The organism is Nocardia sp. NPDC005978 (genome assembly GCF_040614455.1).
GTDB lineage: Bacteria > Actinomycetota > Actinomycetes > Mycobacteriales > Mycobacteriaceae > Nocardia.
Window position 1 is genome coordinate 13,180 of record NZ_JBEXUS010000014.1, and the last position, 13,497, is coordinate 26,676.

11 protein-coding genes are annotated in these 13,497 nt (G+C 71.0%); 5 read left to right on the plus strand and 6 right to left on the minus strand.

The features are described 5' to 3' along the window. The first annotated feature begins 93 nt into the window (after positions 1-93). Positions 94-1,503 carry a M1 family metallopeptidase gene (locus ABZ319_RS09040; protein ID WP_354985804.1) on the plus strand — a complete coding sequence of 470 codons (1,410 nt, stop codon included), beginning with the start codon at positions 94-96 and terminating at the stop codon, positions 1,501-1,503. A 94-nt stretch (positions 1,504-1,597) separates the two neighbouring features. Here ABZ319_RS09040 and ABZ319_RS09045 read toward each other — a convergent pair whose 3' ends face one another. The 3 genes from ABZ319_RS09045 to ABZ319_RS09055 all read right to left on the minus strand — a co-directional run bounded on the left by ABZ319_RS09045 (position 1,598) and on the right by ABZ319_RS09055 (position 4,792). Next, positions 1,598-2,242, minus strand: coding sequence for a LysE family translocator (locus ABZ319_RS09045; protein WP_354985805.1), 645 nt, complete (start codon positions 2,240-2,242; stop codon positions 1,598-1,600). 240 nt (positions 2,243-2,482) lie between these two features. Then, positions 2,483-3,664 (minus strand): pyridoxal phosphate-dependent aminotransferase, encoded by a 1,182-nt coding sequence (locus tag ABZ319_RS09050; RefSeq protein ID WP_354985806.1) that lies wholly within the window; start codon positions 3,662-3,664, stop codon positions 2,483-2,485. A 204-nt stretch (positions 3,665-3,868) separates the two neighbouring features. Continuing rightward, positions 3,869-4,792: a sigma-70 family RNA polymerase sigma factor gene (locus tag ABZ319_RS09055; protein ID WP_354985807.1), complete on the minus strand. Its 924-nt coding sequence runs from the start codon at positions 4,790-4,792 to the stop codon at positions 3,869-3,871. A 91-nt stretch (positions 4,793-4,883) separates the two neighbouring features. Here ABZ319_RS09055 and ABZ319_RS09060 point away from each other — a divergent pair, with 91 nt between their 5' ends. Together ABZ319_RS09060 and ABZ319_RS09065 are read left to right on the plus strand one after the other, a co-directional pair. Further along, positions 4,884-5,474 (plus strand): GNAT family N-acetyltransferase, encoded by a 591-nt coding sequence (locus ABZ319_RS09060; RefSeq protein WP_354985808.1) that lies wholly within the window; start codon positions 4,884-4,886, stop codon positions 5,472-5,474. Between the two features lie 35 nt (positions 5,475-5,509). After that, the gene (locus ABZ319_RS09065; protein WP_354985809.1) at positions 5,510-6,016 is read left to right on the plus strand and encodes a class I SAM-dependent methyltransferase; all 507 of its coding nucleotides are present in this window, start codon (positions 5,510-5,512) and stop codon (positions 6,014-6,016) included. A gap of 19 nt (positions 6,017-6,035) precedes the next feature. Here ABZ319_RS09065 and ABZ319_RS09070 read toward each other — a convergent pair whose 3' ends face one another. Both ABZ319_RS09070 and ABZ319_RS09075 read right to left on the minus strand, forming a co-directional pair. Further along, a complete protein-coding gene (locus ABZ319_RS09070; protein ID WP_354985810.1) occupies positions 6,036-7,127 on the minus strand; it encodes a 3-deoxy-7-phosphoheptulonate synthase in 1,092 nt (363 codons plus the stop codon). 410 nt (positions 7,128-7,537) lie between these two features. Then, positions 7,538-8,422 carry an oxidoreductase gene (locus ABZ319_RS09075; protein WP_354985811.1) on the minus strand — a complete coding sequence of 295 codons (885 nt, stop codon included), beginning with the start codon at positions 8,420-8,422 and terminating at the stop codon, positions 7,538-7,540. Between the two features lie 168 nt (positions 8,423-8,590). Between ABZ319_RS09075 and ABZ319_RS09080 the strand changes: the two genes are divergently transcribed. Both ABZ319_RS09080 and ABZ319_RS09085 read left to right on the plus strand, forming a co-directional pair. Further along, the gene (locus ABZ319_RS09080) at positions 8,591-8,755 is read left to right on the plus strand and encodes a DUF5993 family protein (protein WP_354985812.1); all 165 of its coding nucleotides are present in this window, start codon (positions 8,591-8,593) and stop codon (positions 8,753-8,755) included. Continuing rightward, positions 8,749-9,411: a disulfide bond formation protein B gene (locus ABZ319_RS09085; protein WP_354985813.1), complete on the plus strand. Its 663-nt coding sequence runs from the start codon at positions 8,749-8,751 to the stop codon at positions 9,409-9,411. Before ABZ319_RS09080 ends, ABZ319_RS09085 begins: the two co-directional genes overlap by 7 nt. A 96-nt stretch (positions 9,412-9,507) precedes the next feature. Here the strand turns inward: ABZ319_RS09085 and ABZ319_RS09090 are convergent, their stop codons facing one another. Then, complete coding sequence (locus ABZ319_RS09090; protein WP_354985814.1) at positions 9,508-13,380, minus strand: amino acid adenylation domain-containing protein; 3,873 nt, start codon at positions 13,378-13,380, stop codon at positions 9,508-9,510. Positions 13,381-13,497 lie beyond the last annotated feature (117 nt).

Consider the following 13,497-nt stretch of genomic DNA (forward strand, 5'->3'; position numbering starts at 1 on the left):
GGGCCGCAACGAGTCGGTTGCCGGGCTCACGAGCGCACGGCGGCTAGCATCGCCTCATCGGCGATGAACGCCGGAAAGGGGTTTGCGCGGCGCATGAGCAGCACGAAGTGGCGGCGGTACACCGTGATCGGCGTCGCGGCGCTGGCCGTGGCGACGGCGAGTCCGGCGCGGGCCGAGGTGAGCGATCCGTTCGTGGGCGCGGCGGGTGTGGGCGACCCCTACTATCCGCTGGACGGCAACGGCGGTTACGACGTCCGGCACTACGACGTCACCCTCGGCTACGTGCCGCAGACGCACGAGCTGACCGGTTCCACCCGGGTGGACGCGACCGCGACGCAGCCGCTGCGCATGTTCAACCTCGACTACAGCGGGCCGCCGGTCACCAAGGTGTCGGTCAACAATCTGCCCGCCTGGTTCGAGCGCACGGGCGAGCACGAACTGGTGCTCACGCCGCTGCTGCCGCTGCTGCCCGGGCTGCCGTTCTCGGTGCAGGTCGACTACGCGGGCGCGGTGACCGACACCGACGGCGAGGGCTGGGTGCTGTCCCCCAGCGGCGGGGCCTTCACCGCGGGCGAACCGCATTCGGCCAGCAGCTGGTATCCGCTCAACGACACGCCTTTGGACAAGGCCACTTTCACGCTGCACGCGACGGTGCCCGCCGAATGGGAGGTCATGTCGATCGGGGCGAAGGTGCGGGACGAGGTGCGCGGAGCGGATCGCACCGTGGATTTCGAGATGCGCCAGCCGGTGATCGGCTATCTGACCACCATCGCCATCGACCGGTTCGAATTCCTGGAGCAGCGGCGCGCCAACGGCACCCCGCTGCTGAGCGCGTTCGCGCCGGAGGCGATGAAGGCGATGGAGACCGAACGGCGACTGCCCGAGATCCTGGATTTCAGCGAGGAGCTGTACGGGCCCTACCCGTTCGACACCGCGGGCGGGATCTACGTGGACACCGAACTCGAGTTCTCGCTCGAGACGCAGTCCCGGCCCATCTACGCGCCCTGGACCGAACTCGACACGGTGGTGCACGAGATCGCCCATCAGTGGTGGGGCGACTCCATGTCGGTGAAGCAGTGGTCCGACATCTGCCTGAACGAATGCTTCGCCAGTTACACCGCGGACTACCTGTGGCCCGAGCGCAAGGAGGGTAAGGACGTGGACGCGATGTACCACGAGACCCTCGACGAGTTCTACGGCAATCCCAAGTTCTGGCAGAACGCGCTGCAGAACCCCGGCGCCGGAAAGGAATTCACCTCGGTCTACTACCGGGGGCCGCTGTTCCTGCACGCGCTGCGCCGCACGATCGGGGACGCGGTGTTCTTCCCCGCGATCCAGGAGTTCGTGAGCACGCACCGCTTCGGCAACGCCTCGATGCCGGAGTTCCGGAAGTTCATGCAGTCCAGGACAACCCACGAGCTGACCGGATTCTTCGAGGCGTGGCTGGATCGCACCGAGCCGCCCGCCGACGAGTACCTGTACCCGGGCAGCCTGCACCTGTAGCGCGAGTCCCGGGCCGGTGCGGGTGCGGCCCGGCGACGGCGCACGAGTCGCCGCCGGTGTACTGCCGCTCGCGCGCAACAGGATTCGCGTGGACTCAGGCGGGCAGCGGACGGGCTCGGTCGGTGGCGACGAGGGCGGCCATCGCCCCCAGCACCGTGCCGGTGACGTAGCGCTGGGCGCGCAGCCAGAGCGGGCGGCCGCCGAGGAAGGTCGCGACCGCGCCCGCGCTCACCACGATCAGCGCGTTGACCGTCAGGGCCACCGCGATCTGCACCGCGCCCAGCGACAGGCTCTGCAACCACACGCTCCCGGCCGCGGGAACCACGAACTGCGGAATCAGCGCCATGTACATGATGGCGATCTTGGGATTGAGCAGGTTGGTGACCAGGCCCATGGTGAACAGCCGCCGGGCCGGGTCCGCGGGCAGCTCGGCCGGCGCGAACGCCGACACCCCGCCCGGCCGCAGCGCCTTCCACGCCAGCCAGCACAGATACGCCGCCCCGGCCAGCTTCAGCGCCAGATACAACCCGGGCACCACCGCGAACACCGCGGTGATCCCGGCCGTGGCCGCCGCCAGATACACCGCGAACCCCACCGCGACCCCGGCCAGCGACACGAATCCGGCCCGCCGCCCCTGCGAGACGGTCCGCGACACCAGATACATCATGTTCGGCCCCGGCGTCAGCACCATCGTCAGTGCCGCCGCCGCAACCCCGAGCACCGCCGCAGTTCCGATCATGTCCTCGATCCTGCGCGACCGGCCGCGCCCTGTCGCGGTCCAGTCGGCGACCGCTGGACCGCACGGCGACCCACACGGCACGACGCGAGCTCGCCGGCCATCCGACGGCGCGGGCGGCCGCGCACTCCGCATCCGAACCGACATGAGCCGTCCCCGCTGCTCGCAGGCCAGAAGAAGCGCGGGGGGCGTCAGGAGCGAATCCGCCGATGTCCGACCACTGCTCGGCGGCCGGAGGCGGGGCTACCTGGTCGCGGCGGTGCTGCCCGCGCGCAGGCGACGGACGCCCTCGGCGATCGTTTCCTCTTTCTTGCAGAATGTGAAGCGCACCAGGTGATTCCAGCTCTCCTTGTCGTCCGCGAAGACGCTGACCGGGACCGCCGCCACGCCGAGGCGGGCGGGGAGTTCGCGGCAGAAGTCGTAGGCGTCGGTCGCGCCGAGGGGGGTGATGTCGGCGCAGACGAAATAGGTTCCGTCGCTGCGTTTCACGCCGAAGCCCGCCTCGGACAGGGCCGCGGACAGGCGCAGGCGCTTGTCGGCGATGGTGTCGCGCAACGCCTCGACCCAGTGTTGTTCGTGGGTGAGGGCGTGCGCGATGGCGGGCTGGAACGGGCCGCCGCCGACGAAGGTGAGGAACTGCTTGGCGGCGAGCACCGCGTCCAGCAGCGGGGCGGGGGCGCAGGCCCAGCCGATCTTCCAGCCCGTGACGCTGAAGGTCTTCGCGGCGCTGGAGATCACGATGGTGCGCTCGTACATGCCGGGCAGCGTCGAAATGCTGTGGTGCCGATGCCCGTCGAAGGTCAGGTGCTCGTACGCCTCGTCGGACATGACGTACAGGTCGTGTTCGATGGCCAATTCGGCGATGGCGGTGAGATCGGCGAGCGAGAGCACGGTGCCGGTGGGGTTGTGCGGCGAATTCACCAGCAGCATCCGGGTTTTCGGCGTGATCGCGGCGCGCAGGCTGTCCAGGTCCAGGACGAAGCCGTCACCGTCGGGCACCAGTCGCGCGGTGCGGCGGTGCGCGCCCGCCAGCGCCACGGCCGCGGCGTAGGAGTCGTAGTACGGCTCGATGAGCACCACTTCGTCGCCGGGCTCGACCAGGCCCAGGATCGTGGCGGCGATGGCCTCGGTCGCCCCGACCGTCACCAGGATCTGGCTGTTCGGGTCGTAGTGGGTGCCGTAGCGCCGGACCCGGTCCACCGCGATGGCCTGGCGCAGCGCTGGGACCCCGCGGCCGGGCGGGTACTGGTTGAAGCCGTCGGCGATGGCCTGACGGGCGACCTCCAGCATGCCCGCGGGCCCGTCGGTGTCGGGGAAACCCTGCCCCAGATTGACCGCACCGTGCCGCACGGCGAGCTCTGTCATCTCCGCGAAGATCGTCGACGCGTACGGGCGCAGCCGGGCGACGGTGGGAATTTCGGGCATGCCCGGAGAATAGTCGAACCGGGCGCGCCGAGCCGCCCGGCCGGGTTCGGCGCGGCCGCTCGCTCCGCAGCTCAGCGCGATGTCCCGCGGGGCTCGAGCGGGGGCCGGGCAGCTCGGCGGCGGGTTCACGTCGGCATTTCCCGCGCCGAGCACACGGCTCGCCGGGGGTGCGCCGGGCGCGGCGCGCATTCGGATCAGCGCGAGCTAATTCGGCAGCCGGACGCCGGTGAGCTTGGCCGGATTCACCAGATCGTAGATGCCCCAGACCTTTCCGTCCCGCACGGTGTAGCCGTAGATCCGCATGGGGGTGCCCGGGTAGCCGTTCTCCGAGGCGCGCTCGTGAATGAGCATGCCCAGCTGCCCGTTGACCAGCACGGGTTCGAAACCGCCCGCGAGACGTTCGGGATCGTTGAAGCCGTACCGGGTGCGCAGGCCCAGCCACAGGCGGGTGTTCTTCTCCGCACCCTCCACGATGTTGATCGCGGTGCCGGTGGTGCCGCCGGCGTCGCCGATGGTGCGCGCGTCCGGGTGCAGCGCGGCGATCACGCTGTTCACATCGCCCCGCAGCAGCGCCTCCAGGAACTGCTGCACGGCGAGGTTGTGTTCCTCGTCCGGGACTGGTTCGGGCGTGTGCGCCAAGGCTTTCCGAGCGCGCACCGCCAGTTGCCGCGCGGCCTCGACCGAGATGTCGAGCACGCCGGCGATCTCGTCGAACGGCACCCCGAAGCCGTCGTGCAGCACGAAGGCCACCCGCTGCGGCGGGGTCAGCGCGTCCATGACGACCAGCGCGGCGAAACGGCAGTCCTGTTTGCGCACCAGCGCGGCCAGCGGATCGGGGGTGCTGGACGGCGCGGCGGAGGTGACGATGGGTTCGGGCAGCCACTGCCCGACGTACTGTTCGCGGCGGACGGCGGCGCTGCGCAGCCGGTCCAGGCAGATGCGGCTGACGACCGTGGTGAGCCAGGCGCGCAGGTCCTCGATCTCCGATTGCCGGGCCACGGCCAGGCGCAGCCAGCCCTCCTGTACGGCGTCCTCGGCGTCGGCGACACTGCCCGTGAGGCGGTAGGCCACCGACAGCAGGTGGGACCTGTGGCCTTCGAACAAGTCGGCGAGCAGAGCGGCAACCATCGCTCCGATGCTACGGAGGGGACCCGGCCCGGCCCGCACCGGACCCGCAAACCCGGTGCGCCCGTGCGCGGTTCCGTGTCAGCATGGCCCGGTGGATCCGCAGACGCTCTCGGACGGCCCGCTCTGGCTCTCCCCGCCGACCGTGCACGACATCGACGCCATCACCGCCTGCTGTCAGGAGCCGTCGGTCGGCCGCTGGACCACGATGCCGGTCCCCTACCGCCGCAGTGACGCCGAGACTTTCGTGTGCGACGCGGTGATCCCGGGCTGGGCCGCACGCACCCCCACATGGGCGCTGCGGCTGGGTGAGCACGGGGCGGTGCGGGGCATGATCGGGCTGGGCCCCAGCGAGTCCCGGCGCGACGACGGCGCGAGCGAGATCGGCTTCTGGCTCGCCCCCGAACTGCGCGGACGCGGGCTGATGACCCGCGCGGTGAACCTGGTCTGCGCGGCCGGTTTCGACCCGGGCTTCCTGGGCCTGGTGCGCATCGAATGGCGGGCGCTGGCGGGCAATCACGACTCGGCCGCGGTGGCCAGGCGCGCGGGTTTCCGCTACGAGGGCCTGCTGCGCGGCGGCACCCTCCAGCGCGGCACCCGCCACGACTGCTGGATAGCGAGCCGCCTGATCAGCGATCCCCCGGGCCCCGCCCCGGCCTGGCCGATCTCCCCGCGGCCCGCCTGATGGCCGGCGAGGACCGGTTCGAATGGATCGCACGGATGCTGGACATCCGGGCGAGCGATCGGATCCTGGAGATCGGCGCGGGGTCGAGTCCGTCGGCGGCATACCTGGCCGCTGGGCTGCGCACCGGCACGCTGGTGGTCGTCGACCGGTCCGCCACCGCGATCGCCCGGTCGGCGAAAAAGCATGCCGCCCTGCTCGATTCGGGCAGGCTGCACCTGGTCCACGCGGATGTGCCGAGCCCGGGCGCGACCGCGCTGCTCCGGGCGGCGGGCGGCCCGTTCGACCGGATCCTGGCGTGCAACGTGAATCTGTTCTGGACTCGCGACGCCGATGGCGGACTCGCGATGGTGCGCGAGCTGCTCGCGCCCGGCGGAATCCTGTATCTCGTGTACGGCTACGGCGGGCCCGACGATCCTCCGGAAAGCCCGAAACCCGCCCCGGACAAGCTGTTCGGACACTTGTCGGCGGCGGGTTTCGATCAGCGCGTGGTGCACGCCGGGGACCTGCTGTGCGTCATCGCCACCCCGCGGGGCGGCGAATAACGCTCGGCGGCGCGGGTTTTCAGGCCTGCGCGCGGCGGCGGGCGACGGCGTCGGCCAGGCGGTCGAGCTGCTCGGCGGTGACGTTCCAGTCCAGGCAGGCGTCGGTGATGGACTGGCCGTAGGTGAGCTCCTCGGCCTTGCCCAGGGTGAGGTCCTGGCGGCCGGCCACCAGGAAGCTCTCCATCATCAGGCCCACGACGGTGCGCTCGCCGCCGGCGATGCGCTCGGCGATGTCGGTGACGACGTCGACCTGCTTGTTGTGGTCCTTGTTGCTGTTGCCGTGGCTGGCGTCCACCACCAGGCGCTGGGCCAGCGACGACTTCTCCAGGCGCAGCAGGGCTTCCGCGCAGGAGTCGGCGTCGAAGTTGGTGCCGTTGCTGCCGCCGCGCAGGATCACGTGGCAGTCCGGGTTGCCTGCGGTGCGGATCAGCGCCGAGCGGCCGTCGAGGTCGGTGCCGGGGAAGACGTGGCTGGCCGCCGCGGCGCGCACGCCGTCGACCGCGACCTGGACGTCACCGTCGGTGCCGTTCTTGATGCCGACCGGCATGGACAGGGCGCTGGAGAGCTGGCGGTGCACCTGGCTGGCGGCGGTGCGGGCGCCGATCGCGCCGTAGGAGACCAGATCCGCGATGTACTGCGGGGTGATGGGATCGAGGTATTCCACGGCCATGGGCAGACCCAGCGCGGTGATGTCCACCAGCAGCTGGCGGCCGACCTGCAGACCGGTGTTGATGTCGAAGCTGCCGTCCAGGTGCGGGTCGTTGATCAGACCCTTCCACCCGAGCGTGGTGCGCGGCTTCTCGAAGTAGACGCGCATGACCACGTGCAGCCGGTCGCCGAGTTCCTGCGCCTTGGCCGCGAGGCGGCGCGCGTAATCCATGGCGGCATCGGTGTCGTGCACCGAACACGGGCCGACGATCACCATGAGGCGGTCGTCGTCGCCGTTGAGAACGTCGACGGTGGCCTTGCGGCCCGCGCGCACGACGTCGGCGAGGGTGTCGTCGATCGGATGCGAGGCGCGCACGTCGGCGGGCGACAGCAGCGGGCTCACGCTCAGCGTGCGCTGGTCGTCGAGGTCGGCGTGCCGTGTCAGATCCGCGGCGAGTGTCATGATCGTGGGTTCCTTTTCTCAGGCCGACCCACGCAGAGGGTTTCGAATTCCCCGTGGAGCCGGTCTCGTGTCCGGCTCGGGGTGGAGGAAGTCAGCGCAGGTTCACGCCGCTCGGCCCACCCGGGGCCGGCTGGCTAAACCAGAAATACACGCGCTGCATGTCCTGCACCGTACCAGAAATGACACTTCATGCGTGTGGCGTCCGACACTGTGTCTATTGCCCTCCGCTGCGCTCCGGGCGGGGTTCGCGGCCCCGAGGTCTCGGTCTTCCCTCCTCCGCTCCCCCGCTTCGCTCCTCCGCTCCGTCAGTCCAGACCGAGACGGCCGCGAACCTTTGAGCGGGAGTACCGGCCGCGCATTCGGGGGGGGCGGGGCGGGGCCGGGGCGGGCGAGGCCGGGCGGGGCGGGGGCTAGCGGCGGGTGAAGGGGAAGGTGACCTTGGTCAGTTGTTCCGAGAGTTCCCAGAGGCGCCGCGCGGTGACCTCGTCGCGGGAGGCGGTGGTGGAACCACTGCTGGCCGGATGGCCGCGCAGCCCCAGCGGGCCGCCCGGTCCGTAGTAGCCGCCGGGTTCGACCTCGGGCGCGACGGCGGCGTACAGCGTCGGCAGCGCGCCCATGTGCGCGCTCTGCGCGAATACCCGGTTACCCACGGCCATGAGACCGTCGTAGAAGGAGTCGGTATGTGATTGCAGGCCGGTGGCGGCATAGCCGGGATGCGCGGCGACCGAGAGTTTGGCCGAACCGGCGGCGGTGAGCCTGCGCTGCAATTCGTAGGCGAACATCAGGTTGGCGAGTTTGGACTGGCCGTAGGCGGGCCAGCGCTGATACTTGCGGCGCTCCCAGTTCGGGTCCGCGAGATCGATCTTTCCGGCGGCGTGCGCGCCGCTGGACACCGTCACCACCCGCTCCCGGACCCGATCCAGCAGCAGCCCGGTCAGCGCGAAATGACCGAGATGATTGGTGCCGAACTGGGTTTCGAAACCATCGGCGGTGCGGCCCGCGGGCGGAGCCATGATGCCCGCGTTGTTGATCAGCACATCGACCGTGTCGACGCCATCGGCGAACTCGCGCACCGAGGTCAGATCGGCGAGGTCCAGGCGGCGCACCTGCGCGCCGTGGCCGATCTCGTCGGCGACGCCGCGAGCCTTGACCTCGTTGCGGCAGGCCATGATCACCTGCGCGCCCGCGCGCGCCAGCGCTCCGGCGGTGACCTTGCCGAGCCCGCTGTTGGCGCCCGTCACGACGATCGTCCGACCGGTCTGATCCGGGATGTCCGCGATGTCCCAACCACTCACCGGATCGAGTTTAGGGTGGTCCGGGTACGGCCGCCGGGTGTCGAATTCAACCCGCCGGAACGTTCATGTATCCGAGAGTTAGCCACACCCTTCGAGTCACGTCGCGGCAGCGGCGTGTCCGCGCGCGTTCCACCCGAACCGACCGGCCGAATAGGTAGCGTCCGCGAGATGGACACGCTCATACTCATGGGTTTGCTGTGCGTGCTTTTCCTGATCCTCCGAGACAGTTCCCGGCGGTCTGTTCTGACCGGCTGGTTCCTCGCCTTCCTCGCGTGCGGCCTCCTGCTGAGGCTGCACATCACCAGCGGACTCGGATTGGGCCTGACATGGTGAGCGCCACCGCCGCCACGACCGGCGCCCGGGCCACCGGCGCGCTCGGGCAGGTGCAGTACTGGCTGGCCGTCATCTTCGTGGTGGGCTGGGCCGGTGTGGTCTGCGGCGGGCTCGGCTTCCAGTTCGGCAACTGGGAGTACCCGTGCCCGCTGTGCATGCTGCAGCGCTACTTCATGATGCTGGCGGCGCTGGGCGGCGCCTACATCGTGCGCAAGGGCATGAACGGGCGCATCACGCCGCGTGACTACGCCGTCGGCTGGGGCCTGGCCATCGTGGCCTGTTTCGGCGGCGGCTTCACCGCCTGGCGTCAGACCATGCTGCACATCCTGCCGGGCGACAAGGGTTACGGCGGCGCGTATCTGGGTCTGCACCTGTACGTGTGGGCGCTGGTGCTGTTCGTCGCGGCGGTCACGACCGTCGGTGTGGCGCTGGCCTTCTCGCACAGCACGGCCGCCACCGACCTGCCGGATCGCCCGCATCGCGCGATCGGCGCGGCGGCACTGGGCTTGTTGGCGCTGGTGATCATCGTGAACCTGGTGGCGACGTTCTTCCTGGAGGGCTTCCACTGGAAGCTGCCCGACGATCCCGCCTGCTATCGGCTGCCGCACGATCTCGGCATTCTGCAGGGCGGCTGCGTGCTGCCGGACTCGCACTGAGCCGGACGGTCCACTCGCGCCGGTGCGGACAGCACAGTGACCCCCGCGCCGAAACAGGCACGGGGATCACCGTTTTCGCAAGAGAGTCGTCAGCTCTCAGGAGTGTGAGAGCACCTCGTCGTCGGTCATCGCGGCCACCTCGAGGTAGAGCGCGGCCACCTTGGCCAGGCGGCCCGCCTGCCCGGCGCGCTGCTCGCGGTCCAGCAGCCGCCCGGTCAGGCCCGCGACCGTGCGGGCGGCGAAGAAGTCCGCCACCACGGCGTCGGGCGAATCGAGCCAGTCGCGGACCCGGGCGATGACGGCCGTGGCCAGCACCGAGTCGCCGCCGAGGGCGAAGAAGTCGTCCGTCGCGCCGACCCGGTCGCGATCCAGCACGGTGGCCACGATGTCCGCCACCGCCCGCTCGGGATCGGTTGCGGGCGCGACGAATTCACCGGTCTCGTCCTCCGCCGCGAGCAGCCCCGCGATGGCCTTGCGGTCCGGTTTGCCGTTCGAGGTGAAGGGCAGTTCGGTGAGCAGTTCCACCCGGGTGGGGATCATGTAGCCGGGCAGCAGCTCCGCGGCCGCGGTCAGCAGCTCCGGAACCGCGAGGGTCACACCGTCATCGGGCACCACCACGGCGCTGAGCTTGGGCGCGGCCATGCCGATGATGGCCGCGATGGCGTGCCGGACACCGGGCAGCGCGCGCAGGGCGCTCTCCACCTCGCCGAGTTCCACGCGGTAGCCGCGGATCTTCACCTGGTGATCGGCGCGGCCCAGGAACTCCAGGCCGCCGTCGGGCAGGTAGCGCGCGAGATCGCCGGTGCGGTACCAGTTCAGGCCCTCGTGCGCGACGAAGCGGTCCGCGGTGCGCTCGGGGTCGCCGCGGTAGCCCGCGGCCACGCCGTCGCCGCCGATCCACAGTTCGCCGGTGACCCAGTCCGGGCAGTCGTTGCCGGACGGGCCGACGACCCGGCAGCGCACGTTGCGCAGCGGGGTGCCGTACGGCACCGCCGACCATTCGGCGGGCACCTGCGCGCCGACCACCTCGCAGATCGTGGAGTGGATGGCGGTCTCGGTCGCGCCGCCCAGGCCCGCGAAGCGGCAGCGCGGGGCCACCGCGGCCAGCCGGCCGGGCAGCGCCACATCGACCCAGTCGCCGCCCAGGATCACCATGCGCAGGCTGTCCAGGCGCTGACCGGCGGCGGCCGCCAGCGTCATGTCCAGCAGGCTGGGCACGCAGTTCAGCACCGAAACACCGTGCCGCCGCAGCAGTTCCACCCAGCGGGCCGGATCGGTGCGCTGGGCGTCGTTCACCGCGACGACCGCGCCGCCGACGCTGAGCAGGCCGAAGATGTCGTACACCGAGAGGTCGAATTCGAGGGCCGACAGCGCCAGCGCGCGGTCGGCCGGGCCGATCTCGAAGCGCTCGTTCAGGTCGTCGATGGTGTTCATGGCGGCGCGATGCGGCACCTCCACGCCCTTGGGCTTACCGGTCGATCCGGAGGTGAACAGCACGTAGGCGATGCCCTCGGAGTCGCCGATCACCGGCTCATCCAGGGGTTCCGGGTACACGCGCGCGTCCGCCAGGTCCAGGGTCGGCACCTCGGGCACCACCGCCCCCGCGGTCAGCGCCGCCACCACCGTGCCGGTCCGCAGGATCTCGGCCCGCCGCGCGGCCGGCTGGTCGAAGCCGATCGGCACGTACACGCCGCCCGCGGCCAGCACGCCCACGGTCGCCACGATCTGATCCGGCCCCTTGGGCAGCTGCACGGCGACGGCGTCGCCCGGGCGGACGCCCGCCGCGCGCAGGGCCCCGGCGATGGCCAGCGCCTGCGCGGCCAGCCCGCCGTAGGTCAGCGTCTCCACGACCGGGTCCGATGCGCCGGAATCACCCTGCGCCGCAGCGACGGTCGATGCCCCATTCCCGCCCGGAAGCCCAAGGCCGGTCGACCCCGCACTACCGGTCGACCCCGCGCTACCGTCCACCGACGCGCTACCGGTCGACGCCGCACTTTCGGTCGACGCCGTATCGGCGTTCGATCCCGCGTTGTTCGACGCCGCAGTGACGCTCGAACCCGTGTCGTCGTTCGAGCTCGCGCTACTGTTCGATGCCGCGCTGCCGTTCGATGCCGCGCCGCCGGTCGACGACACCGTGGCGGCGATGTGGTCGGTGCTCGCGTCGCGCTCCCAGATCACCGCGGGAGCGCCGGGGTTCGCGGCGGCGTGGTCGAACAGGCCCGTGTGCAGGGCGCGGCCGGTCACCGGGCCGTCGGTGGCGTTCACCTGGGCGCGGATCACGGCCTGTTCCAGGGGGATTCGCACCGCGGCGTCGGCGTCCCAGCCCGCGCCGCCCGCCGGGGCGTGTTCGCGGCCGTCGGCGTCCACCTCGGCCAGGCGCAGGACCGCGTCGATGTAGCGGGCGAACATCGTCTCGACCATCGCCGCGGGGAACGCGTCCTCGCGGATGTCCCAGTTCAACAGGATCCCGCCGCGCACCTCGGTGACCTGGGCGTCCAGCAGCACCTGCGGGCCCTGGGAGATGATCCAGACCGGGTCGCCGAAGGTCTCGGTGACCTGCCCGGCGAACAGCTCGCCGAGGTTGATGGCGCTGGTGTAGACGATCGGCGCGAGCACCGGCTCACCGCGCTGACGGCCCAGATCGCGCAGCACCTCGAGGCCGGAGTAGCCCGAATGCGAACCGGCGGCGTGCAATTCGCGCTGCAGTGCCTGGGCGCGCTCGGTCACGGTGGCGGGCGCGGTCACGTCGACCTCGAGCAGCACCGAGGAGGTGAAGTCGCCGACGACCCCGTCCACCTGCGGATGCACCGGTTCCCGGTGGAACAGCGGCAGATTCAGCAGGAACCGGCGCTGGGACGACCAGCCGCCGATGGTCTCGGCGAACACCGAGGCCAGTGCCATGGCCGGGGTTATGCCCCGGGCGTGGGCGGCGGCGAACACGCGCGCCTTGGCCTCGGGCGAGAGCCAGCGGTGCAGGCGCACGGTCCGCGCGGCGGTGTCACCGGCCGCGGTGGCGAGCGGAAGTTCGGGCGCACCGGCCATGTCGGGCAGCCGCTGCTGCCACCACCGCCGGTCGTTCTCGTGTTCGGGCGCGGGTTCGGCGTGCCGGGCGAGGTACTCGCGGAAGGTGTAGTCCTGCGCGGGCAACTGCTCACCGTGGTAGAGCCGGGCCAGGTCAGAGATCAGGATGCGGTAGCTCATGGCGTCCGCGGCCAGCATGTCGACGTCCAGGTGCAGGCGCGTGCGACCGTCCGGCAGCAGGGTCAGCGCGATGTCGATGACCTGGCCGTCCTCCACCGCCATCAGCTGGTGGGTGCGCTTGTCCCGCAACGCTTCCAGGGTGCGCTCGGCGGTCTCGGCGTCGGCGGCGCGCAGATCGGTCAGGCTCCACACCGGACGGCCGGGGCGGTCCAGGGTCTGCTGGGTGCCGTCGCCCAGGAAGCGGGTGCGCAGCATCGGGTGGCGCTGGACGAGGGCGGCGGCGGCGGTCTCCAGGCGTTCGGCGTCCACGTCCGCGCCGTCGAATTCCACGTACAGGTGGGCGGCGACCGCGCCGAGCTGCTGGCCCTCCCCGCGGCCGACCCAGTAGGCGTGCTGCATGGGCGCCAGACCGAAGGGGGTGCCGTCATCGACGAGCGCCGGGGCGGCGGGCTCGGCGGCAGCGGCGGGCTCGGCAGCCGGCTCGCCGGTGGCGGGTGCGGCGGTCGTCTCGGCGGGCGCGTCCGATCCACCGAGCAGCAGATGCCAGGCGGCGACGCTGGGTTCGGCGGCGAGCTGGGCGAAGTTCACCGGCAGCCCGCGCTTGCGCCAGGAGCCCGCGAGCTTCATCGTGCGGATGGAGTCCAGACCGAGTTGAATGAGGTCGTCGTGGTCGGCGATGGCGTCCGGTTCGAGGCCGAGGTGCCCGGCGACCGCGGCCCGGATCTCGTCCCTGGCAATGGTCGCGCCCGCGCCCTGCGATGACTCCATTTCCGCTGGTACTCCTTGTCTGGTGCCCGTCCCGACCCGGGATTCCCGGATGGGTTCGGAAGGAGCGTAACCCATTGAGATAGGGTTGCCTAACCTTTGTAATGAGACCCTTATCCC